This is a genomic window from Janthinobacterium sp. TND4EL3, assembly GCF_900156175.1.
GTDB lineage: Bacteria > Pseudomonadota > Gammaproteobacteria > Burkholderiales > Burkholderiaceae_D > Janthinobacterium.
This window is the reverse complement of record NZ_FTMV01000010.1, coordinates 64,000-88,043: the sequence shown is the minus strand read 5'-3', so window position 1 is coordinate 88,043 and position 24,044 is coordinate 64,000. Positions and strand designations below refer to the sequence as shown.

Below are 24,044 nucleotides of genomic sequence, written 5' to 3'. Positions count from 1 at the left end.
TGGCTTGGTTAGCAGCCTCATCCGGGTAGAGTTGAGGGACTGGCCACGCAGAGGTGCGCAGATGTGACCAATTAACGGCCCTCGTCTTGTTTGGGCAATGGAAATCAATATGCCGCATGAGCACGTCGCCGCGCGTACCGCGCTGGTATTGGAGACGAATAACCTGCGCGGCGGTGCCAGTCTGGATGCGGCCGGCGCCAGCCTGCTGCATGTGATCGGCCTGCTGGCGCAACAGAGCGTCGCACTGAGCGCACTCGCGCAAGTGGTCGTCACGCACGACGGCTTGTGCGAGCGCATTCGCACAAGCGCGGAGCGCCTGGCAGGCCGCGGCATCGACTTCGTGCGGATCAATGCAAGCACCGGCTACTACCAGGCCAAGAACGACGGTTTCGACGCCGTCCATGCAGACCACTGCGACTACGTCTGCTTCGCCGACGCCGACTGCAAGCCCGAGCAAGACTGGCTTGAACAGCTGATCGCGCCGCTGACGGAAGCAGCGCCACCGGCGGTGGTAGCCGGCCGCACCAGCTACGCCGCCACTGTGGCAGGCACCGCCCTCACCACGATTGACTTCATGTACTTCCCCAGCCGGCTGCAAGCTCGCGCGACGCGCAACTTTTACGCCAACAACGTGGTGTTCTTGCGCGAGGTGTTCGCGCAACACCGCTATCAGCCACTCGACGGCGTGTACCGCGCGCACTGTCAGGTGCTGGGCCTGCGCCTCCAAGCCGCGGGCGTGGCTCTGCACTACGCGGCGCGGGCGCACACCGAGCACAAGCTGCCCGATACCCGCTTCGAGCTGCTCAAATTGCGCTGGTTACGCGGACAGGACACGGTCGGCCTGACGCCCCACCTGGTGCGTACCTATCTGCCAAGGTCCATGCAATGGCTGGGGCATAGCGGTCCTGTCGGACCGCTCTGCGTACTGACGGCGCGGCTGTGGTACAGCCTGCGCGCACTCAACCATCAGGATGCAGCGCCGGTGCGCGGCCTGCGCTGGGTGGCGGCCGTCGCCCTGATCGGAATTTTTTCCGGACTGGACATGCTTGGCGCACTGTGCCGGGGCCTGGGTATCCGCAGCGCTGCCGCCGAGGGCGCCGACGCCCAATCGCTGTCCTACCATGAACGCTAACCACGGGAAACCCCTGCCATGACCTTGCACCGTTCCTACACCACCTTGCACTGGGTAGCCCTGAGCGCACTGGCGCTGACCGGTAGCGCCCGCGCCACCGACCTGGAGGGGCGTGGCGTTCACTATTTTGCATCAAGCAGCGGCTGCCCGCTTCCCGAGGTGAGCATGCGCGCCGAGATGTGCAACCGCATCGGCCTCGACGACCAGTTCACCACGGCAGCAGTCGACACCAGCTCGCACCAGATCCACTTCAGCAACGCCCGCCGTTATGACAAAAAGACCATCGTCGGCGACGTGCTGTTGCAAGGCTCGGCACTGGACGAAGCGGGCCGTCGCGTACCGGTCAGCGTCCACCTGATACTGAGCAAATCCGGAAACGGCTGGTCAGTCAGCGGCCATGCGCATACACCGGTCAAGGGGGCGTTCAGCGCGGTACGCATCGATCCCTATCTGGTGGACGTGCCGGCGGCAAGTGGCCGACGGGTGCTGGTATCGTTCGAGCAAGCCACAAAGCTGGTGTCCGATCCCGCCCTGGCAGCGCGCCTGTCCAGCCACCTGGTGCAGGTACGCGACAACCGCGGCGCGAACACGGGCAATCCCGACATCACCATCGCGCTCGGTGCAGGCAAGGTAGCCAAGCCGGTGATGCGCGCACGGCTGCACAGCGATCCGCCAGGCACCGGCAACGCCGGCGGCCTGCTGGCGCACGGCACTTGGTCATTCGAGCTGGAAGCGCTGACCGGCAAAATCCCCGACCACGTGGTCCGGCGCGAACTGTTCCTGTACGGCCTGAGCGACCAGCCGCTGCTCAAGCCACTGATGAAGCGTGGCTTCGCCGCACGCGACAAGCTGACCATCGGCGCCGTGCACGGCCAGGGCTACTTGCGTTACGGCGAGCAGCAACAGGCCTTTGCCGGGGCCGGCAATGCTGCGGCGGCTTTCCTGCAGCAAAGCTTTATCGGGCTCGTGCTAGGCAATCAGCTGGCAGCGGGCGATGCGCTTGCACGCTGAGGGATGGACGCTGGCGGCCCGATTGACAGAGCCGCCACTACGCGGCTTGCCGGCCATACAGGCGCGCTGGGTCGACGGCATCAAGCGTGCCGCCCTGCGCCAACTGCATGCCAGCGTGGCCGGTGAACGGCTGCTGTTGCGTATCTACCTGATCGGCGAGGAGTCCAGCGAAATCGCGCTGCAGTCTGACCTGCTGGGCCAGCCGCCGGCCTGGCTGGCGCGACAAATGGAAAAGCACCTGGCGGACGAACGGCGTCATGCTTCGCTGTTTGCGGCTGCGTTAACGGCGCGGGGCGGGATTGCACCGCTGCCTTTGTCCGCGCGGCCCGACGCGCTCACCCTGCGCAAGATCGCGCAATGGCGCACACTCGCGCATCGCTACGGCACCAGCTTTTCCGCAGGCCACCTCATCCCGGCGTTCGCTATCGGCCTGTGCGCCGAACAGACGTTCACCCGCGTTCTGCGGCGCCATTGCACGCTGATTGGCGCAGTTCATCCGCTATATTCCCTGTTGGTTGGCGTGCTGAGCGATGAAGACCGCCACGTTCGCTTGTGCCAGCATACGCTGGCGCGTCTGGTGCTGCCGTCCGAACACGGGAGCCTCGCATCGCTGCTCGATGAAATTCGCGCCATCGACCGTGCCTGGGGCGTCTCCAGCGCGCTCATCATGTATCTGGCCGGCGCCGCGTTGCGGCTGTGGCCCGCCCGTCCATGAACACCATCAAGGTGACCTATCTGGCAACGGCCGACGCCCGCGGCCACCTGATGCGCGCACAACTACTCACGCATGCGTTGCGCGAATACGGCGCCGATGTCGATGTACTGACCACATCGGACGAAGGGGTCGCTTTCCTGGCCGGCTTCGGCATCACTGCGCACGTGCTGTCGCACCACTACGCAGTCCAGTTCGACACCCGGCAAAATATGCTGCCCGCAGAAACGGACGCAAAAATTGCCAACTATCTGTTCCGACCGTCGCGGATGTGCCGCGACATTATGCAACTACGCGTCGCTCTGCGCAGCGCGGACTTAATCATCAACGACTCCTTTCACCCGGCATTGCTTTTCATGGGCTGCATGCCGGCATGGCGGGGCAAGGTGGTACACGTCTACGGCGCCAGCTTGCGGCAGGTGGTCCAGAACAATTTTTCCGGGCGACTGCCAGCTATCCTGTCACGCCTGTTCCATCGCATCGTCGGATGGCAGATCAACGCCAGCTTAGCGCGCATTGAGCACGACTTCAGCTACGAGGCGACTCGCGACGGCGCCACATTCCGCCTGCCGACTCCGGTCGTTGTGGCTTCACTGCCTGACGCCGCAGTGCCGCGCCCGCAGGCGTGCGCAGCCGTCTACCTCAATCCCCATTTCCGCGACCCCTGCCTGGCCGATGGCGTCGAAACCGGCTTGGGCCTGGCCGGCATGCACGCAACGCTGGTCGGCGAGGGCTATGCCGGACGCGCGCGATGGCAGGCGCAGGACGCCGACTGGGTGCGGCAGGCTGCCGCCAGCAACCTGATCGTCTCGGCACCCGGCATGGCGGCGTTGTCGGTGGCGCTGGTCTACGGTCGACCCATCGTGCTGGTGCTAACCGAGCAGCCGGAGCAGAAAATCAACGCAGCGCGCGCGGCGGCGCTGGGGCTGGCACATCGCATCGTCATCTGGCGCGGCGACGCGGCCACGTTCGCCCATGACCTGTGCAGCGCGTGCGCCGATCTGCTGCAAAGCGCCCCCACCTTGCCTGCGCAGGACGGCCGCGCGGTAGCCGGCGCACGCCTGCAGAGCTGGGTAGCGGTGCTGTACGAGCTGGCCAAGCGGTCTGTCCAACAATGAGGCGTCCATCATGAGCCCCCCATTACCAGCGCACCTCACCACGATCAGCAATCCGCGCGCACTACTCGCCATCGCACTTGACTGGGCGCTGATTGCTGCCTGCTTCGTCGCGGCTATCCGCTTTCCGCATCCGCTGGTGCTCCTGCTGAGCGCGATCCTGATCGCCCGCACCCAGCTCGCGCTAGCCGTGCTGATGCATGAAAGCGCTCACGGCACGCTGCTGTCGTATCGGCGACTGAACGACATCGCAGGCCAGCTGTTCGCGGCAGCGCCATTGCTGCTGGTGATGGACTTCTATCGCAGCGGGCACTTGCAGCATCACCGCGCGCCGATGGTGGCAGACGATCCGGTCGCCACCATATTCGGCATCGACGACTACCCCGTGACGCGCAGGGAATTGGTGTGGCGTTTGTTCAAAGATGCCACCGGCATCGGTTACTTCCTCAGCGCGCGCAATCTGGTGCGCACCAGGCGGCGTGGCCGCAATGCGCACAAGGCTGCCGGCCACGGCAAGGGGTTCTACGCAATCGCCAGCATCGTTGCGGTGCAGGGCGCGATGATCGGCCTGCTCGCGGCGGCGGGACATGCAGCGCTGTACGTATGGCTTTGGATCTTGCCAGCGCTGACCTTGCTACCGCTGTTCGGGCGCATACGCGCGATCACCGAGCATGCCGGCTACCGGGCATCGGAAGATCAGCGATTCAGTGCGCGTACCGTCGTACGGCGCAGCTGGCAAACTTTTTTCGTCGGACCACATCGAATCCATTACCATATCGAGCATCATGAATATCCACGCGTACCCTTCTATCGCCTGCAGCAAGTGCATGCGCTAATGGCGCAACAAGGCCGCCTGCCGGCGGCCAACTTGTATCGATCGTATGGACAGGTGCTGAGAGACGTCAGCCAACTCAAGCAAACTGCTGAACACTGACCGCATGCTTTGCGTTCGTACACGATCAATTGAGGCTCGAACCCTCTCACACGACCAATATCATCAATTGCCATCTTCCCCTGCTTATCTTAATTCGCGTCATAAATCTGCGTCGCTGGTTGGCATAATTTACTTAGAAGGCGCCTAAGCCATGATGAATCATCCGTCGGAGCAAGCGGTAAGCAAGAAAAAAGCCTATCTCCTTGGACTGCTCATCGGATTTCTCCCGATCCTCGCCTTTTTTCTGCTCCTGATCGATCATCCGACTGAGTTCATTGCGATATTCACCGGCATCAGCGTGCCTGATTTCAATGACCGGCCGCTGAAAATCCCGCTTGCGGGCATCACTCTGTGTCTGTTTCTTTGGGCATCGTTCAAGCTGCAAAAATCAGGCCGAGTCACAATGGGCGAGCAGTATGGATTGGTTTTTATTGCAACATTCGTTGTCGTGGTGCGGTTCTTGATCTTCCTGCAGCAATTGGGACAAGCCCTGAGAGGCATGCCATGGTGATCGCCGCCAAAGCGGCCGGAGCAGTCAACGCCGGCGTCAGGAAACAGACGCCGCGCCGCAGGCAAGCGCCCCAACAAGGAGCATGGTCATGCGCCCACCTCTGACACAAACGCCTCAGGTGAATCAAGGCAAACGTATGGCGTCTGGCGCCATGCGCACCAGGCTGTCACGTGACAATATCAATGCTGTTAAAAAGGCCCGCAACAGCATTACATGGGGCATCACGATCATTTCGGCCATCAGTCTGACCCTTACATTGCTTGGTTATGGCGTCGCTATGGCGGTTGAAACGACATTTGGCTTACCACACCAAACAGTCTATACGTCCGTATTGGATCTGCTCGGATTATCGGTGTATGCCATGATTTCCCTGGTTCTGGGAATCGATGAAATCAAATGGCAGCCGATGCTTGAACAGGCTTGGCAACTCAGCCTTGTGGCGACAGCGGGCATGCTCATTTTTATATGCGGCCTGCTTTACTCGAGAACCCGCCAAGTCAAGACACTCATTGGACCGAATAGTTTCTGGCGCTATTTTTGGCGCCCGACAAAGCATGGCTCAAGCGGCCGCTTACTGGCCAAGGGGGTGATCGAATCAGGCTTATTTGGCGGATTCATATTCATTAGTCCATTTTTGGTTACCGGCGTTCTCACATCCACCGTGATCCTGATTTCCATCGTCCCCATACCTATCGTGCTGTTCGAGCCGGTCAGCGGTTCTGCGCGGCGAGTGCCGATAGGCGAATTAACCGTGCAAGCTGTCGATCTTGTTCCAGCAATCAATCCCCCTTAACCCTAGCGCCATCCTGACGCCCCCAAACCGATGACTCACACGAGCCCGGTCAAATAATAAGTAGCAATCACCAAGAACACGACGCCGGTCTTGATCACGGTGATGCCGAAAATATCGCGATAGGACTGCCGGTGCGTCAGTCCCGTCACGGCCAGCAGGGTGATGACGGCGCCGTTGTGCGGCAGGGTGTCCATGCCGCCGCTGGCCATGGCCACCACGCGGTGCATCACTTCGAGCGGAATGTGGGCCTGGTGCGCGGCGGCGATGAAGCTGTCGGACATGGCGGCCAGCGCGATGCTCATGCCGCCCGAGGCCGAGCCCGTGATGCCGGCCAGGGTCGTCACCGAGACGGCCGCATTGACCAGCGGGTCGGGCACGCTGCGCAGCGTATTGCTGACGGCAATAAAACCGGGCAGCGCGGCGATGACGCCGCCGAAGCCATATTCGGAGGCCGTATTCATGGCTGCCAGCAAGGCGCCGCCGACGGCGGTCTTCGTGCCTTCGGCAAAGGAGTCCTTGATGCGACGGAAGGCGGTGGCGCATACCAGCAAGATTCCCAGCAATAAGGCCCCTTCGACGGCCCAGATGCCGACCACAGCGCTGATCGAGGTGGTCACGGGCGCATGCAGGCCCGGCAGCTCATCGCTGGTGATGACGTGGCTGGCGCCATACCAGCGCGGTATCGCATGCGTCAGCAGGAAGTTCGCCACGCCCACCAGCAACAGCGGCGCGACGGAAAGCAGTGGCGACGGCAGATTCGCCGGGTCGGCCGGGGCGACCGGCTCGGTATCGCCGCCATAGCCTTCGCCGCTGGCCATTACCGAGCGCCGCCGCCATTCCAGGTAGACCAGGCCCGTTGCCACCGTCAGCACGGCGCCGATGGTGCCCAGCCAGGGCGCGGCCCAGCCCGTGGTCTGGAAAAAGGTGGTGGGAATGATGTTCTGGATCTGCGGCGTGCCGGGCAAGGTGTCCATGGTGAAGGAGAAGGCACCGAGGGCGATGGCGCCCGGCATCAGGCGCTTGGGGATGTTGCTTTGGCGGTAAAGTTCGGCCGCAAACGGATACACGGCAAACACCACCACGAACAGCGATACGCCGCCATAGGTCAGGGCGCCGCACACGGCAACGATCACGGCATTGGCGCGCGCGCGGCCGATATAACGGATGGCGGCCACCACGATGGACTGGGAAAATCCGGACAGTTCAATCAGCTTGCCAAATACGGCGCCCAGCAAGAACACGGGGAAGTAGAGCTTGATAAAGCCCACCATCTTTTCCATGAAGATACCGCTGAACACGGGCGCCACTGCCGACGCGTCGGTCAGGAGCACGGCGCCCAGCGCGGCCACGGGAGCAAACAGGATCACGCTGTAGCCACGGTAGGCGGCCAGCATGAGGAAGGCCAGGGCGGCCAGCACTATCAGAAAAGACATGTCGTTCGGACCTCTGCACAAGAATTTATCGATCAGCAACCATGCAAAAAGTACCACGATTCATGGCGTTTTCCTATTGACCATGTCAATTTCTCCGCGGCGGCAAACACGGGGGGCGCTTTCCCGGCGCATTTGCTTGCTGTGCGCACGCATACCTTTTAAGTATCGAATGGATACCCAATCGGTGTTGGACGCCATCGCCCCAGTTATCTACTCTACATATATCAGATAACAGTCAAGGTGATATCTTGCCGCAAAGCATAAAACCACAGCAGCACGCAGCCGGCCTGCAGCCGGAACCACGCGACGGCGGCCAGACCGCCGGCGGGCTGCGTCTGGCAGACTGGTCCGTATCAGCCGTGGCCGCCGGATTCATGGCCGTGCTGGTATCGTATGCGGGTCCGCTGGCGATTTTTTACCAGGCGGCCCAGGCGGCGCACATGAGCAATGCCATGTTTGCCTCCTGGGTCTGGGGCATTTCCATCGGCGCGGGACTGGCGGGCATTTTCCTCAGCTGGAAGCTGCGCATCCCCGTCATCACGGCCTGGTCGGCGCCCGGCACGGCGCTCCTGATCACGCTGTTTCCCGCCATGCCGGTCAGCGAAGCGGTGGGCGCATACTTGACGGCCGCGCTGATCCTGCTGGCCATCGGCGTGACGGGCCAGTTCGACCGTCTGATGGCGCTCATTCCCAAAGGCATTGCCAGCGGCATGATGGCCGGCATCTTGCTGCCATTCGGCCTGAATGCGTTCAAATCCATCGGCTCGCTGCCTGTCCTCGGTTGCGGCATGATCGCCGCCTACCTGGTATTCAAGCGCCTGCTGCCGCGCTATTGCATCGTGCTGTTGCTGCTCACCGGCGCGCTGCTGGCCTGGACCGGCGGCCACACGCACTTTGGCGGCATCACGCTGGAGCTGGCCATGCCGCGCTTCATCGCGCCCACCTGGTCGTGGGCCGGCACCTTCAGCCTGGCGCTGCCGCTGGTGCTGACCACCCTGACCGGCCAGTACCTGCCCGGCATGGCCGTGCTGCGCGGGGCCGGCTATGACAGCCCGGTGCGCCCCATCCTCACGGCCAGCAGTCTGGCCTCGCTGGCCGTGGCCTGCGCGGGCGGCATCACGATCGCCATCGCCGCCATCACCGCGGCCATGTGCACGGGACGCGATGCGCACGACGATCCCGCGCGGCGCTACATCGCCGGCGTGGCCAACGGGCTGTTCTACCTGCTCGCCGGCCTGTGCGGCGGCTCGCTGGTGATGCTGTTCGCCGCCCTGCCGCGCGAGCTGGTGGCCACCCTGGCCGGCCTGGCCCTGCTGGGCGCCATCACCGTCAACCTCGCCGGCATGGCGGCGGCCGAAGACCACCGCGAAGCGTCCGTCATCACCTTCCTTGCGACCGCCTCGGGCATGAGCTTCCTGGGCCTCGGTTCGGCCTTCTGGGGCATTTTGATCGGCATGCTGGCCTGCTGGCTCCTGCATGCCAGGCGGCGGCAGGCCGCGCGCCCCTCCTGACGCATATCCCGCACTTCCCTCACCACACCCGCGCGCCCATCCGGCCGCGGCTGGCCCTCCACAACCCACAACAACACCCAGGAGACCTGCATCATGCGACATATCGACGTACACGAATTATCCGACAAGGCCCGTTTCAACCGCTTCCACGCCGGGGTACTGCTATGGTGCGCCCTCATCATCATCTGCGACGGCTATGACCTGGCCGTGGCCGGCATCGCCCTGCCCTCGATCATGAAGGACATGGGCGTGACGGCGCAAAACGCGGGCTTCATGGTCAGTTCCGCGCTGTTCGGCATGATGTTTGGCGCCATTTTCCTCGGCACCATCGCCGACCGCATCGGACGGCGCAAGGCGATTGCCATCTGCATCGCGCTGTTCAGCGTCTTCACGGCGGCGGCGGGCTTTACGCACGACCCGTACACCTTCAGTGCCATGCGCTTCCTGGCAGGGCTGGGCATCGGCGGGGTGATGCCCAACGTGGTGGCGCAGATGACGGAATACTCGCCGAAGAAAATCCGCGCCACCATGGTCACCCTGATGTTCAGCGGCTATGCCGTGGGCGGCATGCTTGCGGCGTTGCTGGGCAAGGGACTGCTGGAAACCTATGGCTGGTCGTCCGTCTTCCTGGCCGCCGGCCTGCCCGTGCTGCTGATCCCCGTGATCCTGAAAACGCTGCCCGAATCGATGCCCTTCCTGATCCGCGAAAACCGCCTCGATGAACTCAAGCAGATCGTCGCGCGCATGGAGCCGTCGTATCGTCCCGATGCGGGCGACCGCTTCGCCCTGCCCGCGCAGGACCGCGCCGAGGGTGCTCCCATCGGCAAACTGTTCCAGGATGGGCGCGGCTTCAGCACCGCGATGTTCTGGATTGCCTTTTTCATGTGCCTGTTCATGGTGTACGCGCTCAGTTCCTGGCTCACCAAGCTGATGGCCAGCGCCGGCTACAGCCTCGGTTCGGCCCTGACCTTCGTGCTGGTGCTGAATTTCGGCGCCGTCATCGGCGCCGTCGGCGGCGGCTGGCTGGCGGACCGCTTCAACATCAAGTACGTGCTGATGGGCATGTACGCGCTGGCGGCCGTGTCGATTACCCTGCTTGGCTTCAAGGTGCCCACCGAACTGCTGTTCCTGCTGGTGGGCCTGGCCGGCGCCTCGACCATCGGCACGCAGATCGTCACCTATGCCTATGCGGGCCAGTTCTATCCGATGGCGATCCGTTCGACCGGCATCGGCTGGGCATCGGGCGTAGGCCGCAGCGGCGCCATCCTGGCGCCCATCGCCATCGGCACGCTGGTCGGCATGGCGCTGCCGCTGGAACAGAATTTCATGGCCATCGCCATCCCCGCGGCCATCGCCGTCATCGCCGTATCGCTCATACGCCATGGCCGTTCGGCCTCGGTGCAAGCGGCACCGGCGATGCCGCCACGCGCGCGCGCCGTTCAATCATAAGCACGACAACATCACGACAACAACGGAGACCAGCATGAACAACACTATCGCCTGCGCGGCACTGATCGCGGCAGGATGCCTGAGCACGGGCGCACACGCCCAGCAAGTAACCATGTACGGCCTGCTCGACCTGGGCGTGGCCTACACCACCAATGCCAACGCCGCCGGCGACAGCATCGTCAAGATGCCGTCGCTGACAGCCTCGCTGCCATCGCGCATCGGTTTTCGCGGCAGCGAAGACCTGGGGGGCGGCGCGCAAGCCATCTTCGCCCTGGAAACGGGCATCGGCGCCGACATGGGCACCATGGGCCAGGGCAACCGCCTGTTCGGCCGCGCCGCCTATGTGGGCCTGAAAAATGCCTACGGCCAGCTGATGCTGGGCCGGCAGGTGAACATGACCTTCCTCGCCACGGCCAGGTCGGACATTATCGGGCCAAACATCTTCAGCATCAGCAGCCTCGATCTGTACCTGCCCAATGCGCGCAGCGACAACGCCATCGGCTACCTGGGCGTGTTCAAGGAATTGACGGTGGGCGCCACCTACAGCTTTGGGCGCGATGCATCTTCGGCGGGCGGGCCGGCCGCCACCGGCTGCGCGGGCGAAGTGCCCGGCAACGCGCGCGCCTGCCGCCAGGTGACGGGCATGCTGGCCTGGGATAGCAAAACATGGGGCGCCTCGGCCTCGTACGACCAGCTGCGCGGCGGCCCCGGCGCGGCCAACGGCCTGGTGCGCGCGGCCGATACCGACCGGCGCATTTCGCTCAATGGCTACGCCGTGCTGGGACAAACCAAGATCGGCGGCGGCGCCATCGAGCGCCGCATCGATGCGGCCAGCGACAGCCGCCTGGGCCTGTATTACCTGGGCGCGTCCTACACCTTCGACGGCCCGTGGCAGCTCGACGGCCAGCTGTCGCGCCTGGACGTCAAGGACAGCCCGAAGGCATCCAACCTGGCGGTGCTGCGCGCCACCTATTACCTGTCCAGGCGCACGGCCGTCCACGCCTCCTTGGGCCGCATGCAGAACAAGGGCGGCGCCGCCATCGCCCTCGATGCCGGCGGTACCGTGGGCGCGGGGCTGAACCAGTCCGGCGTGCTGATGGGCGTGCGCCACGCGTTCTAGCCAGTCCTTCCCCGCGTCGGGCTACAGCTCTTCCTTGACGTGGGGCAGATTGCAGGCGTCGTAGATTTCATAGATCACGGCCAGCATATTGGCCAGTTCCTCGGAACGGTCCATTTGCCGCACGCTGAAGATGATGGGCGATACGGCGCGCCGGTCGTCGATGGCGCGGTACACCACGTCGTTGCGCTTCATGCCCTGCAGGCTGTCGGGCACGATGGCAATGCCCTGGCCGGCGCCCACCAGGCCGATGGCGATCTGCAGTTCGCGCACCTCGATCACCTGTTCCGGCACGATCATGCGGTCGTGGAAGGTGGCCAGCACCTGGTCGGCAAAGCTGGGCCGGGGCGACTTCGGATAGACGATGAGCGGATCGTGCAGCAGGTCGTTCATCTTCAGCGGCCCCGTTTGCGCGGCGAGCCGGTGCCCCATGGGCAGCGCCACGATCAGCGGCTCTTCGCGCAGCACGATGCGGCGTATCGCGGCATCCTCGCGCTTGAGGCGGCCAAAGCCGACATCGATACGGCCTTCCTTCAAGGCCTGCAGCTGCTCCATCGTGGTCAGCTCGTGAAAGCTGATCTCCACCGCCTGATAGCGTTCGCGAAAGCGCCGCACGATCTCCGGCAGCAGGCCATACAGGGTGGAGGCGACAAAGCCGATCGACAAGGTGCGCTCGATCTTGCCCACGCGCTGGGTCATGGTCTTCAGGTCGGCAGCCTTGGCCAGCAGCTCCTGCGCATGCGCATAAAAGAAGCGTCCCGCCTCGGTCAGGCGCAAGGGACGCGATCCCTTTTCGATCAGCTGCACTCCCAGCTCCTCCTCCAGCTGCTGGATCTGGCGGCTCAGGGGCGGCTGGGCGATGTGCAGGCGTTCGGCGGCCCGCGTGAAATTCTTTTCTTCCGCGACGGCGACGAAATAACGCAGGTGACGCAGCTCCATATATACCTTTTAAGTATTGAAACCATACCAAAACAGTGTTGGACGTGGGGTGTAACGGGGAATATCGTACACATACCTGCTCACATTATACAAATTAAATATGATACTCAGCATAGAAACCATTCTCGCCGACGTGCCAACCATCCGCGCGCACAAGATGTCGGTGGCCACCATGAAGTCGCAGACGCTGGTGCTGGTGCGCGTGCGCTGCGCCGACGGCATCGAGGGCTGGGGCGAAGCGACCACCATCGGTGGCCTGAACTATGGCGAAGAGAGCCCGGAAAGCATCAAGACGAATATCGACACGCACATCGCCCCCCTGCTGGTCGGCATGGAGGCAAGCGGCGTGGCCATGGCCATGGCGAAAGTGCGCAAGACCATCCAGGGCAACCGCTTCGCCAAGTGCGCGATCGAGACAGCCTTGCTCGATGCGCAGGGCCAGCGCCTTGGCGTGCCGCTGAGCGAACTGCTGGGCGGCCGCGTGCGCGATGCGCTGCCCGTCGCCTGGACCCTGGCCAGCGGCGACACGGCGCAGGACATCGCCGAAGCGCAGCAGATGCTGGAACTGCGCCGCCACCGCATCTTCAAGCTGAAGATCGGCTCGCGCAGCGTGGCTGACGATGTCTCGCACGTGCTGGCCATCAAGCGTGCCCTGGGCGATGCGGCCAGCGTGCGGGTCGACGTCAATCAGGCGTGGAGCGAGCTCGAAGCCATGCGCGGCATCGCCGCACTGCAGGATGGCGGCGTGGACCTGATCGAACAACCGGTGCGCGCCGATAACACGGCCGCGCTGGGCCGCCTGGCCGCCCGTTTCGACGTCGCCATCATGGCCGACGAGGCGCTGCACGGCCCCGGCGACGCCTTCCGCCTGGCCTGCGCCAGCAGCGCCGACGTGTATGCCGTGAAGATTACCCAGTCGGGGGGGCTGATCCCCGCGCAGCAGGTGGCCACGGTGGCGCAACTGGCAGGCATCGGCCTGTATGGCGGCACCATGCTCGAAGGCAGCATCGGCACGGCGGCCAGCGCCCACCTGTGCGCCACCTTTGCCGACCTGTCATGGGACACGGAACTGTTCGGCCCCTTGCTGCTGACGCAGGAAATCCTGCGCGAACCGCTGGTGTACCGCGACTTCATGCTGCAGGTACCCACCGGCCCCGGCCTGGGCGTGCAGGTAGATACCGACAAACTGCGCCACCTGGCGCGCCAATAAGGAGATTGCCATGCTGTTCCACGTAAGGATGGATGTAAGACTGCCGCCCGACATGCCGGCCGACCGGGCCGACTTGCTGAAAAAAGAAGAAAAGGCGCTGGCGCAGCGCCTGCAGGAACAGGGCCAGTGGCGCCACCTGTGGCGCATCGCCGGCCAGTACGCCAACGTCAGCATCTTCGACGTGGCTGGCAACGAAGAGCTGCACGCGCTGCTGATGTCGCTGCCGCTGTACCCATACATGCAGATCGAAGTGATGCCGCTGTGCCGGCATCCGTCTTCGGTCCGTACCAACGACCTTTAATCACCGCACCACCATTCCCAACAGAGGAGACAACATGACACACAATGACATTGATACCCTGGTCAAGAGCTGGATCGTCGACGCCGCCATCCGCCCCGCCAATCCGCGCGTGCAAGCCATCGTGCTGCGCCTGGTGAGCGACCTGTGCAAGGCCATGGAAGACCTGGACATCCAGCCAGCCGAATTCTGGACCGGCCTCGATTTCCTGTCCAAGGCCGGCGCTTCGCACGAACTGGGCCTGCTGACGCCGGGCCTGGGCCTGGAGCGCTTCATGGATATCCGCGCCGACGAAGCCGAAGCCAGGGCGGGCCTGAACGGCGGCACGCCGCGCACCATCGAAGGGCCGCTGTATGTCGCCGGCGCCCCCGAAAGCGAAGGCTTTGCCCGTCTTGACGACGGCAGCGAAAGCGCGCAGGCAGAAGTGCTGCTGATGCAGGGCACCGTCTACGACCAGCAAGGCAAGCCGCTGCCTGGCGCCAAGGTGGAAGTCTGGCACGCCAACCTGCTGGGCAACTACTCGTACTTCGACCAGAGCCAGTCCGCCTTCAACCTGCGCCGCACCATCTACACCGATGCGCAGGGCCGCTACCAGTTCCGCAGCATCATGCCCAAGGGCTACGGCTGTCCTCCTGACGGCAGCACGCAGCGCCTGCTCGACCTGCTGGGCCGCCATGGCCAGCGCCCTGCCCACATCCACTTCTTCATCAGCGCCGCCGGCCAGCGCCAGCTGACCACGCAGATCAACATCGACGGCGATGAATACCTGTGGGACGACTTCGCCTTCGCCAGCCGCGAAGGCCTGGTGCCGGCCGTGACGCGCATCAGCGACCCGGCAACCCTGGCCGCGAAAGACCTGCAGCAGCCGTTCGCCTCGATCGACTTCGATTTCCACCTGTATGCGGAAACGGCCACCGCGCCAACTTCGCAAATCGACCGCAGCCGCGCTGCTGCCTGAAGGTGATGCCATGATTCCCATCCATCCCCACCGGCCCGCCGTTGCGGCGGCGCCCGACCTGGACGCGCTGCTGGTCGAAGACCAGGCAAGCGGCGACCACCGCCTGCACCGCAGCGCCTTCACCGACGAAGCGCTGTTCGAACTCGAGATGAAGCATATCTTCGAAGGCAACTGGATCTACCTGGCGCATGAAAGCCAGATCGCCAACAACAACGACTACTACACCACGCATATCGGCCGCCAGCCTGTCTTCATCGCGCGCAACCGGCAAGGTGAGCTGAACGCCTTCATCAACGCCTGCAGCCATCGCGGCGCGCAGCTGTGCCGCCACAAGCGGGGCAACAAGGCCACCTATACCTGCCCGTTCCACGGCTGGACCTTCAATAACAGCGGCAAGCTGCTGAAGGTGAAGGATCCGGAAAACGCGGGCTATCCGGAATGCTTCAACAAGGAAGGCTCGCACGACCTGAAAAAAGTCGCGCGCTTCGCCAACTACAAGGGTTTTCTGTTCGGCAGCCTGAATGACGACGTGGCGCCGCTGGAAGAATTCCTCGGCGAGGCTGGCAAGATCATCGACATGATCGTCAACCAGTCGCCGGACGGCCTGGAAGTGCTGCGCGGCGCCTCCACCTATACCTTCGAAGGCAACTGGAAGCTGCAGGCGGAAAATGGCGCGGACGGCTATCACGTCTCGGCCGTGCACTGGAACTACGCCGCCACCACCAACCGCCGCAAGGAACAGGTGGCGCAGCGCGAAGACAAGATCCGCGCCATGGATGCGGGCAACTGGGGCCGCCAGGGCGGCGGCTTCTACGCCTTCAAGCAAGGCCACATGCTGCTGTGGACGCAGTGGGCGAATCCGGAGGACCGGCCGAATTTTTCACGCCACGCCGACTATGCGCGCCAGTTCGGCAAGCCGACGGCGGACTGGATGATCAGCCGTTCGCGCAATCTGTGCCTGTATCCGAACGTCTACCTGATGGACCAGTTCGGCTCGCAAATCCGTTTGCTGCGCCCGATCTCCGTCGACAAGACGGAAGTGACGATCTACTGCATCGCGCCGAAGGGCGAGGACGATGAAGCGCGTGCGCGGCGCATCCGCCAGTACGAAGACTTCTTCAACGTCAGCGGCATGGCCACGCCGGACGACCTGGAAGAATTCCGCGCCTGCCAACAAGGCTATGCGGGCAGCGCCATGCCGTGGAATGACATGTGCCGCGGCGCCACGCACTGGATCGCCGGCCCCGACGCGGCGGCGCAGGAAATCGGCCTGGAGCCGCTGATGAGCGGTGCGCGCACCGAGGATGAGGGTTTGTACACGGTACAGCACCGCTACTGGCTCGACGTCATGAAACGGGCGCTGGCGGCCGAAGGAGAACAGCCATGAGCGCCATCGCGCAGCACGACATCGCCGGCTTCCTGTACCGCGAAAGCCGCCTGCTGGACGACGAACAATGGGATGACTGGCTCGCGTGCTATCACCCGGATGCGCAGTTCTGGATGCCGGCCTGGGATGATGACGACACCCTGATCACCGATCCGCAGCGCGAAATCTCGCTGATCTTCTATCCAACCCGCCAGGGCCTGGAGGACCGCGTCTTCCGCATCAAGACCGAGCGTTCCAGCGCCACCATGCCGGACACGCGCACCAGCCATAACATCGCCAACATCGAGCTGGAAAGCCAGGACGGCGCCATCTGCACCGTGCGCTTCAACTGGCACACGCTGAGCCACCGCTACAAGCGCGACTACAGCTACTTCGGCATGTCGCGCTACGTCATCGATTTTTCCGGCGCACAGCCGCTGATCCTGAACAAATATGTCGTCCTGAAAAACGACTACATCAACCAGGTCATCGACGTGTACCACATTTAACAAGCTTCACCAGCAAGGAGACCGACGATGAGCCATAACATCGCCCTGCAATTCGAAGACGGGATCACCCGCTTCATTTCATGTAACGACAATGAAAAGCTGTCCGATGCGGCTTATCGTCAGAAAATCAACATCCCGCTCGACTGCCGCGACGGCGCTTGCGGCACTTGCCGTGGCCATTGCGAGTCGGGCAGCTACGACTTGCCCGCGTCGAGCTATATCGAGGATGCGCTGACGCCGGAAGAAGCGGCGCAAGGGCATATCCTGGCTTGCCAGATGCGCCCCACCTCCGACTGCGTGGTGAAGATCCCGGCCACCTCCGCCGCCTGCAAGACGGCCGTGGCCAGCCACGCCGGCACGGTGGCGGCAGTACGCCACCTGTCGCCATCGACGATTGCGTTTGCCATCGACCTGGCCGATCCTGCCGCACTCGACTTCCTGCCGGGCCAGTACGTCAACGTGGCCATCCCGGGTACCGGCCTGACGCGTTCGTACTCCTTCAGCTCGGCCCCGGGCGCGGCACAGGCGCAATTCGTGGTGCGCAACGTCCCCGGCGGGCAGATGAGCAGCTACCTGAGCGACGCGGCCCAGCCGGGTGCCGCGGCCAGCTTCGCCGGTCCCTATGGCAGCTTCTACCTGCGGCCCGTGCAACGCCCTGTCCTGCTGCTGGCGGGCGGCACCGGCATCGCCCCCTTCCTGTCGATGCTGGGCGCACTGTCCGCGCACGGCTTTTCCCAGCCGGTGCGCATGGTCTACGCCGTCACCAATGAGCACGACCTGGTGGAACTGGAGCAGCTGGACCGCCTCGCCGGCGCGCATCCGCAGTTTTCCTACATCACCTGCGTGGCCGCCGCCGACAGCGCACATGCGCGCAAGGGTTATGCGACGGCCCATGTGGAACCGGCCTGGATGAACGGCGGCGATGTCGATGTGTACCTGTGCGGCCCCGTCGCCATGGTCGACGCGGTGCGCAACTGGCTCAATGAGACGGGCGTGACGCCCGCCAACTTCTACTACGAGAAATTCTCGGCAAGCAGCGGAGCGTGAAAAATGAGTGATCGTCAACGATTTGCCGACAAGGTCGTGCTGGTCACGGGCGCGGCGCAGGGCATCGGCCGCGGCGTCGCGCTGCGCGCCGCGCGCGAAGGCGCGCAGCTGGTGCTGGCCGACCGCGCCGACCTGGTCGAACAGGTGGCCGCCGAAGCGGTTGCCCTGGGCGCGCGCGTCAGCGTCTGCAAGGCCGACCTGGAGCACTATGCGGGCGCGCGCCAGCTGGCCGAGCTGGCCATGGCCGATTTCGGCCGCATCGACGTGTTGATCAACAATGTGGGCGGCACCATCTGGGCCCAGCCTTTCGAGGTCTACGGGGAAGAGCAGATCGAGGCGGAAATCCGCCGTTCGCTGTTTCCCACCCTGTGGTGCTGCCGCGCGGTGCTGCCAGCCATGCTGGAACAGGGCGGCGGCGCCATCGTCAATGTCTCTTCCATCGCCACGCGCAGCATCTACCGCGTGCCGTACGCGGCGGCCAAGGGCGGCGTGAATGCGCTGACGGCCAGCCTGGCGCTGGAAAACGCGGAACACGGCATCCGCGTCAATGCCGTCGCCACGGGCGGCACGGAAGCGCCGCCGCGCGCGATTCCACGCAACAGCACGCCCCTCAATGAGCAGGAACTGCGCTGGTACCAGGGTATCGTCGACCAGACCATCGCCAGCAGCGCCATGCACCGCTATGGCAGCATCGATGAACAAGTGGGCGCGATCCTGTTTCTCGCCTCGGATGAAGCGTCGTACATCACGGGCAGCGTGCTGCCTGTCGGTGGCGGCGACCAGGGATAGGAGCAGCCCATGCCATTCGCCGATATCAAGGGCGCTACGCTGCATTACCGCAGCGAAGGCGATCCGCACAAACCCTGCGTAGTACTGTCGAATTCACTGGGGACGGACTTGTCCATGTGGGATGCGCAAGCCGAAGCACTGGCGCCGCACTTCCACGTGCTGCGCTATGACACGCGTGGCCATGGCGCCTCGGCCAGTCCGCCGGGACCGTACAGCGTACAGATGCTGGCACAGGATGTCCTCGCCCTGCTCGACCACCTGCATATCGGACAGGCCCATTTCTGCGGCTTGTCGATGGGCGGGGTGACGGGGCAGTGGCTGGGCATCCATGCGCCGCAGCGCCTGCACAAGCTGGTGCTGGCGAATACGGCCGCCAAGGTCGGCTCGCAGCAAGGGTGGGCCACCCGCGCGCACAGCGTGCGCCAGGAAGGACTCGACGCCATCGCGGACGGCGCGGCCGGACGCTGGTTCAGCCCGGAATTCATCGCCGCGCGCCCGGCCACCATCGCCGCCATGCTCGACAAGCTGCGCCGCCAGGATCCGCAAGGCTACGCCAGCTGCTGCGACGCGCTGGCCGAGGCCGACCTGCGCGGTGCCATCCAGGACATCGCCGCGCCGACGCTGATCATCGCCGGCACGCTCGATCCCGTCACTACCATCGCCGATGCCTTGTTGATGCAGCAGGCTATCTTCCATGCGGAATTGGCCACTGTCGATGCGTCGCATCTGTCGAATATCGAAGCGGACCTCGCGTTTACGGGACTGCTGCTCGATTTCCTGCGTGCCGACTGACGACGTGCAGCACCTTACGCCGCATCGGCCAGCAATTCCGGCCGCAGCGCGCGGATGCGCAATTCCGTGAAATAGCCGCCCGCCTCGTTGTAGCGCAGGTAATGGCGGCCGCAGTCCAGGCAGCGGGCCACCTGGCTCAGGTTCGCGGGATAGTAGCGCGGCGCGATGGGCGCGTCCGCGCTGTCGTAGCGCGTGCCCTGCGGGTGATATTCCTTGAACGTCGGTTCCTCGTACGGGTCTTCGCGCAGGGTACCGATTTCTTCAAAGCGGTCCAGCTCCAGCGAGATGGGAAGACGTTGCCAGGCATCGAGCGGGACGGCGCAGCAGCTGCATTTTTGCGTGACGCCGGCCGACGCGGCGGCCAGCGTGGACAGGGCGGGGAAGTCGATGAATATCATGTTCAGCCAAGGCAAAGGGGCGGCCCTTGGCAACGAGCCTGGCCGCGCCCCTTATTCTAGCGCAGCCATATCCGGCCGACACGCGGCCCACATTTTGCCAGCCCCAGCTCCAGCAGCACCAGCAAGCCACCCGACACGAGCAGCAGCGGCATCAGCGCGCACATGCCGGCCGCCACCAGCCAGGCCAGCGCGGACGGCGAGGTCCAGGCACCCGGCAGCAGCTTGGGCAAGCCCAGAGTGCCCGGCAGGCGCCGCTTGAAGAACATCACCCAGCCAGAAACCAGCGAAAACAGGACGCTGGCGCCGAACAGCAGCAGCAAGGCCTGGTTCCACCAGCCGAATTCACCGCGGTGAAACGGGATGCCGATGGCGGTGGCCTTGCCGAACGCCGTCTGCGCGTCCCACCCTGCGTAATACAGGGGCTTGCCGCTGTAGGCGTCGAATTGCAGGTCGAAGCGCAAGGTGGGCTGGCTGCGGTCGGCCATGGTGGCGCGCCACACATCGTCCTGGCTGGCCGGCGCCGTCAGCTGCACGGCGATGGCGGGCGCGTGACTGCGCGCCACTAGCCACGCATCCTGCCAGTCGAGCGGAGCGCCCTCCTCAGTCGAGTGCAGGCCGCGCGGCACGGGCGGCGGCGCCTGGCCGCTGACGTCGCGCAGCGCGCGGATGCGCCCGCCCGCCTGCTGGCTCCACGTCAGCCCCGTGGTCAGGATCACGGCACTCACCAGCCCCAGCGCCACGCCGAGAAAGGCATGCCACTGGCGCCAGCCGTTGCGTCCCCGCGCGCCGCGCTTCGGCAAGCCCGCTTGCGCGCCGCGCGGCCACCACAGCACCACGCCCGTCACCAGCATCACCATCAGCCAGCTGGCGGCCAGCTCGATCATCCAGCGCCAGCCATCGTTTTGCAGCAGGCGTGAATGCAGCTTTTTCGCCCAGTTGCCGAAACGTTCGCTACTGGCCAGGCTGCCCAAGACGCGCGCGTCATATGGATTCACATACACGATGATGGCTTGCGCGGGCAGGCCGAATTTTGGCTTGACCGGCGCGGCATGAGCGCCATGGCCCGCATGTTCATCGGGCGCGCCGCCGGGCGGCGCGAACGCCACCTGCACCGCATCGTCATGCTGAAACGGCGGCACCACGTGCTGCACCGCCCAGCCGCGCGGCGCGGCACGCTCGGCGGCTGCCACGGCGGCGTCCAGCGGCAACATGGACGATTGCGGCGCCACGTGATCGAGGTGCTGGTACAGCCTTGCCTCGATCTGCGGCGTGAACACATACAAAATGCCCGTCAGGGTGGCCACCAGGGCAAATGGCGAGGCGATCAGCGCGGCCCAGAAGTGGATGCGCCAGTACAGGCCTTTGCGCCGTGCGAGAAGGAAGGTTGCGTCGTCCATGGCCATCCTCACAGTCCGTCATAGGTATAGGCCAGGCCCAGCATCACGCTGCGCGGCGCACCGGGCGTGTACTGGTTCTGCGTATTGGCCGCGTAGCTGCCCGTGCCCGCGTAGCTGCTGCTGGCCGAATCGGCATAGCGTTTATCGGCCAGGTTGCGCACCTGTACCCACGCTTCCAGGCCGCGCGCGAGCCGGTAGCTGGCGCGCAGGTTCAGCAGCGCGTGGCCGCCATACTCCACCGTGTTGGCGTTGTTCATCCAGTAGCGACCCTGATGCACGGCTTCGAGTGCGATACGCGCGCCCGTCACGGGCTTGTAGCCGATCTCGAACGAGGTGATGTCGCGCGGCGCCTGCGGCATGATCCGGCCGCTGTAATCGAGGGTACTGGAGACCTGGTAGCGCAGGTAGCGGTGGCGCGCGATGGCCGTGGCGAAGCGCGCGTCGAACGGGCCGCTGTCGTAGTTCAGGCCCAGCTCCAGGCCTTCGCTGCGCGTGCGTCCAGCATTGCGGTTTTCGCTGTTGCCCGGCGAGAGCGTGTAGCTGACGATGGTATCGCGCCCGTCGAGCCGGTACAGGGCCGTGTCGAGTTTCAAGCGGCCTTGCAAAAAGGCCCAGCGCAAGCCCAGCTCATAGTTGTTGTAGACGGACGGCTGCAAGTCGGCGATGCCCGTCTTGCCATACAGCTGGCTCACTTCGGGCGGCGTAAAACCCTGGCTGACGTTCGCATACGCGCTGCCCGCGTGGCCGATGGCGTAGGTGGCGCCCAGCTTCGGGCTCACATGCGAAAAGCTGCGCGACTCGTCGGGGGCGCCGTAATTGACGCTGCCGCCGGGCGCCAGATTGTTGCGGTAGTCGTAGCGGATGGCGTCCGAACGCCCGCCCAGCACCACGCGCGTGCCCGCCAGCGGAGAAAATTCCCACTGCGCGAAGACGGCCGTGTTCAAAATGTCCGTCTGGTAGTCGCGCACGCCCTGCGGATTGGACGCATTGGCCAGCGTATAGCGCAGATAGCGGCCCGTGCCAGCATCGCGCACGATGGACAGATTATCGCTGACAAAGGGATTGTCGCTCTTGTCCACGTACACGCCGGCGACCAGGCGCGAACGCAGCCACGCGAATTCCTGCTGGTGTTTCACATCCAGCCCCAGCGAATCGACGTGGTTGTTGTTGATGACGCCCTTGCACAGCAGCCCCGCGCAACTGCCGATGGAATACGCGGGAATCTGCCCATGGTCGTTCTTGCGTGTAAACACGGTGACGGTGCTCGTGCCATTGGCCGTCGTCGCGCCCTCCCACGCCAGGTTCATGCGCGTGGTCTTGTCCTTGCGGTAGGTGAAGGTATTGAGGCTCTTGCCGGGGGCATGGCGGTAATCGTCCTCGAACAGGCTGCCCGTCATGGCCGCATCGAGATCCGTGTGCACGATGGTGGCGCGCAGCTGCGACGCGGGGCCGAGCGCATAGTCGGCGCGCAGCGAGAACGAATCCTTGTCGCCATAGCTGTACTCTTGCCAGTTGTCGCGCGAACGGCGCGAACTGTAGTGGGAAAAGCGCAGTCCCAGCGGCCCCCAGGTATCGCTGGCGGCAGTATCGTAGCGGGTGAAGCCGCCCACGTTGTCGCGCCGCACGCCCGCGCTTGCCGTCGGCGTGGCGCTGGCGCCGGCCGTGAGGAAATTGACGGCGCCGCCGACGGCATTGCTGCCGTACAGCGACGAGGCGGCGCCCTTCACCACTTCCACGCCGCTGGCTCCTGCCATGTTCATTTCGTTGAGCGAGTTGTGGTTGAAGACACCCAGCGGACGGATGGGAATGCCGTCTTCCAGGTACTGGTAGACGGCATTCGTGCCGATGGGCTGGCGGATGCTCATGCTGTGCTGCTCGTTGCCCAGGTCGTTCCAGTACACGCCGGCGATGCGGTTGAGGATATCGCCCATGGTCCTGGGCTTGTCGCGTTCCAGCGTTTTGGCATTGACGACGCCGATGGCCTGCGGCGTCTCGGACAGCCACGCTTGCGCGCGCGAGCCGGAGACGACGACGGTGTCGATGGCGTGGTCGGTTTGGTCAAGTTGCTGCGCCTGCGCGCACGGATAAGCCAGGGCGATGGCGACGGCCAGCACCAATGATTTCTTGTTCATGTGATTCTCGTATAAGTGTGCGGATGCGGGGCGTCACACCGCAAGGTGGACAGCGCCAGCATTGAAAATGCGAAAACTTAAATGAGACCGGGCGGCGCGCGCGACTGCGCGGTGGACCAGATGAACAGCGGGGACGGGGACTGGTAGTACAGGGCCGGGAAAATAGCCGTGCCGCTGGCCACAAGCAACGGCAGCACGGGGCTGGCCGGCGGCAAGCCGACGGAACCCGCATGCGTGGAACAGAAGGCGCAATGCTCCATCTGCATGGCCTTGTCGCCGGACTTGCCATCGACACCGCCATCATCGACCTGGACAAAACGGATGCCGGCCACCGAGCAGATTTCCGCCCAGCCGGAGCCGGATTCCTGCTTGGCATTGGCGACGGCCTGGGAAACCGATGGCGCGAGCGCCGCCAGCAGGATCGCGAAACAGGCGATCCAGGCGGCAAAGCGGCGCGTGAACAAGGTCATTCCCATGGCCGCATTTTACCA

The 24,044-nt window shown here is 64.4% G+C and carries 24 protein-coding genes; 18 read left to right on the top strand and 6 right to left on the bottom strand.

Going from position 1 to position 24,044, the window contains the following annotated elements; all coding sequences use genetic code 11:
* Positions 1 to 97 precede the first annotated feature (97 nt).
* The 7 genes from BXA07_RS16535 to BXA07_RS16505 all read left to right on the top strand — a co-directional run bounded on the left by BXA07_RS16535 (position 98) and on the right by BXA07_RS16505 (position 6,208).
* Complete coding sequence (locus tag BXA07_RS16535; RefSeq protein WP_083708340.1) at positions 98 to 1,132, top strand: glycosyltransferase family 2 protein; 1,035 nt, start codon at positions 98 to 100, stop codon at positions 1,130 to 1,132.
* 18 nt (positions 1,133 to 1,150) lie between these two features.
* Positions 1,151 to 2,143: a hypothetical protein gene (locus BXA07_RS16530; RefSeq protein WP_076569043.1), complete on the top strand. Its 993-nt coding sequence runs from the start codon at positions 1,151 to 1,153 to the stop codon at positions 2,141 to 2,143.
* Positions 2,127 to 2,858 (top strand): hypothetical protein, encoded by a 732-nt coding sequence (locus BXA07_RS16525; RefSeq protein ID WP_076569041.1) that lies wholly within the window; start codon positions 2,127 to 2,129, stop codon positions 2,856 to 2,858. The genes BXA07_RS16530 and BXA07_RS16525 overlap by 17 nt, the downstream gene beginning before the upstream one ends.
* Positions 2,855 to 3,973, top strand: a complete 1,119-nt coding sequence (locus BXA07_RS16520) for a glycosyltransferase family protein (RefSeq protein ID WP_076569040.1) — start codon at positions 2,855 to 2,857, stop codon at positions 3,971 to 3,973. The genes BXA07_RS16525 and BXA07_RS16520 overlap by 4 nt, the downstream gene beginning before the upstream one ends.
* A 10-nt stretch (positions 3,974 to 3,983) precedes the next feature.
* Positions 3,984 to 4,904, top strand: a complete 921-nt coding sequence (locus BXA07_RS16515; RefSeq protein ID WP_076569038.1) for a fatty acid desaturase family protein — start codon at positions 3,984 to 3,986, stop codon at positions 4,902 to 4,904.
* A 151-nt stretch (positions 4,905 to 5,055) separates the two neighbouring features.
* On the top strand, positions 5,056 to 5,415 hold the full coding sequence (locus tag BXA07_RS16510) for a hypothetical protein (RefSeq protein ID WP_076569036.1): 360 nt from the start codon (positions 5,056 to 5,058) through the stop codon (positions 5,413 to 5,415).
* 88 nt (positions 5,416 to 5,503) lie between these two features.
* Positions 5,504 to 6,208: a hypothetical protein gene (locus BXA07_RS16505; RefSeq protein ID WP_139335616.1), complete on the top strand. Its 705-nt coding sequence runs from the start codon at positions 5,504 to 5,506 to the stop codon at positions 6,206 to 6,208.
* Positions 6,209 to 6,243: 35 nt separating this feature from the next.
* On the opposite strand, the gene BXA07_RS16500 is transcribed toward BXA07_RS16505, so the two are convergent.
* Positions 6,244 to 7,641: a GntP family permease gene (locus tag BXA07_RS16500; RefSeq protein ID WP_076569209.1), complete on the bottom strand. Its 1,398-nt coding sequence runs from the start codon at positions 7,639 to 7,641 to the stop codon at positions 6,244 to 6,246.
* Between the two features lie 329 nt (positions 7,642 to 7,970).
* On the opposite strand from BXA07_RS16500, the gene BXA07_RS16495 reads away from it, so the two are divergent.
* From BXA07_RS16495 to BXA07_RS16485, 3 genes are all read left to right on the top strand, one after another.
* Positions 7,971 to 9,152, top strand: a complete 1,182-nt coding sequence (locus BXA07_RS16495) for a benzoate/H(+) symporter BenE family transporter (RefSeq protein WP_244556316.1) — start codon at positions 7,971 to 7,973, stop codon at positions 9,150 to 9,152.
* A gap of 93 nt (positions 9,153 to 9,245) precedes the next feature.
* Positions 9,246 to 10,601, top strand: coding sequence for an MFS transporter (locus BXA07_RS16490; RefSeq protein WP_076569032.1), 1,356 nt, complete (start codon positions 9,246 to 9,248; stop codon positions 10,599 to 10,601).
* Between the two features lie 34 nt (positions 10,602 to 10,635).
* Positions 10,636 to 11,721 (top strand): porin, encoded by a 1,086-nt coding sequence (locus tag BXA07_RS16485; protein WP_076569030.1) that lies wholly within the window; start codon positions 10,636 to 10,638, stop codon positions 11,719 to 11,721.
* Between the two features lie 21 nt (positions 11,722 to 11,742).
* Here BXA07_RS16485 and BXA07_RS16480 read toward each other — a convergent pair whose 3' ends face one another.
* The gene (locus BXA07_RS16480; RefSeq protein WP_076569028.1) at positions 11,743 to 12,657 is read right to left on the bottom strand and encodes a LysR family transcriptional regulator; all 915 of its coding nucleotides are present in this window, start codon (positions 12,655 to 12,657) and stop codon (positions 11,743 to 11,745) included.
* 100 nt (positions 12,658 to 12,757) lie between these two features.
* Between BXA07_RS16480 and BXA07_RS16475 the strand changes: the two genes are divergently transcribed.
* The 8 genes from BXA07_RS16475 to pcaD are packed head-to-tail and all read left to right on the top strand — an operon-like array spanning position 12,758 to position 19,626.
* Positions 12,758 to 13,867, top strand: a complete 1,110-nt coding sequence (locus BXA07_RS16475; RefSeq protein ID WP_076569027.1) for a muconate/chloromuconate family cycloisomerase — start codon at positions 12,758 to 12,760, stop codon at positions 13,865 to 13,867.
* Positions 13,868 to 13,877: 10 nt separating this feature from the next.
* Positions 13,878 to 14,168: a muconolactone Delta-isomerase gene (gene catC, locus BXA07_RS16470; protein WP_076569025.1), complete on the top strand. Its 291-nt coding sequence runs from the start codon at positions 13,878 to 13,880 to the stop codon at positions 14,166 to 14,168.
* A 34-nt stretch (positions 14,169 to 14,202) separates the two neighbouring features.
* Positions 14,203 to 15,123 (top strand): catechol 1,2-dioxygenase, encoded by a 921-nt coding sequence (catA, locus tag BXA07_RS16465; RefSeq protein ID WP_076569023.1) that lies wholly within the window; start codon positions 14,203 to 14,205, stop codon positions 15,121 to 15,123.
* A gap of 10 nt (positions 15,124 to 15,133) precedes the next feature.
* The gene (gene benA / locus BXA07_RS16460) at positions 15,134 to 16,510 is read left to right on the top strand and encodes a benzoate 1,2-dioxygenase large subunit (RefSeq protein WP_076569021.1); all 1,377 of its coding nucleotides are present in this window, start codon (positions 15,134 to 15,136) and stop codon (positions 16,508 to 16,510) included.
* Positions 16,507 to 16,998 (top strand): benzoate 1,2-dioxygenase small subunit, encoded by a 492-nt coding sequence (benB, locus tag BXA07_RS16455; protein WP_076569019.1) that lies wholly within the window; start codon positions 16,507 to 16,509, stop codon positions 16,996 to 16,998. Before benA ends, benB begins: the two co-directional genes overlap by 4 nt.
* A gap of 27 nt (positions 16,999 to 17,025) precedes the next feature.
* Positions 17,026 to 18,045 carry a benzoate 1,2-dioxygenase electron transfer component BenC gene (gene benC, locus BXA07_RS16450; RefSeq protein WP_076569017.1) on the top strand — a complete coding sequence of 340 codons (1,020 nt, stop codon included), beginning with the start codon at positions 17,026 to 17,028 and terminating at the stop codon, positions 18,043 to 18,045.
* A gap of 3 nt (positions 18,046 to 18,048) precedes the next feature.
* Entirely contained in the window at positions 18,049 to 18,834 is a 786-nt protein-coding gene (locus tag BXA07_RS16445; protein WP_076569015.1) for a 1,6-dihydroxycyclohexa-2,4-diene-1-carboxylate dehydrogenase, read from the top strand.
* Positions 18,835 to 18,843: 9 nt separating this feature from the next.
* Positions 18,844 to 19,626, top strand: coding sequence for a 3-oxoadipate enol-lactonase (pcaD, locus tag BXA07_RS16440; protein ID WP_076569013.1), 783 nt, complete (start codon positions 18,844 to 18,846; stop codon positions 19,624 to 19,626).
* A 14-nt stretch (positions 19,627 to 19,640) separates the two neighbouring features.
* On the opposite strand, the gene BXA07_RS16435 is transcribed toward pcaD, so the two are convergent.
* From BXA07_RS16435 to BXA07_RS16420, 4 genes are all read right to left on the bottom strand, one after another.
* A complete protein-coding gene (locus BXA07_RS16435; RefSeq protein ID WP_076569011.1) occupies positions 19,641 to 20,024 on the bottom strand; it encodes a hypothetical protein in 384 nt (127 codons plus the stop codon).
* Positions 20,025 to 20,080: 56 nt separating this feature from the next.
* Positions 20,081 to 21,421, bottom strand: coding sequence for a PepSY-associated TM helix domain-containing protein (locus BXA07_RS16430; protein WP_076569205.1), 1,341 nt, complete (start codon positions 21,419 to 21,421; stop codon positions 20,081 to 20,083).
* Positions 21,422 to 21,429: 8 nt separating this feature from the next.
* Entirely contained in the window at positions 21,430 to 23,553 is a 2,124-nt protein-coding gene (locus BXA07_RS16425) for a TonB-dependent receptor family protein (RefSeq protein ID WP_244556306.1), read from the bottom strand.
* Between the two features lie 77 nt (positions 23,554 to 23,630).
* Positions 23,631 to 24,029: a DUF2946 domain-containing protein gene (locus BXA07_RS16420; protein WP_244556305.1), complete on the bottom strand. Its 399-nt coding sequence runs from the start codon at positions 24,027 to 24,029 to the stop codon at positions 23,631 to 23,633.
* Between the last annotated feature and the right edge of the window lie 15 nt (positions 24,030 to 24,044).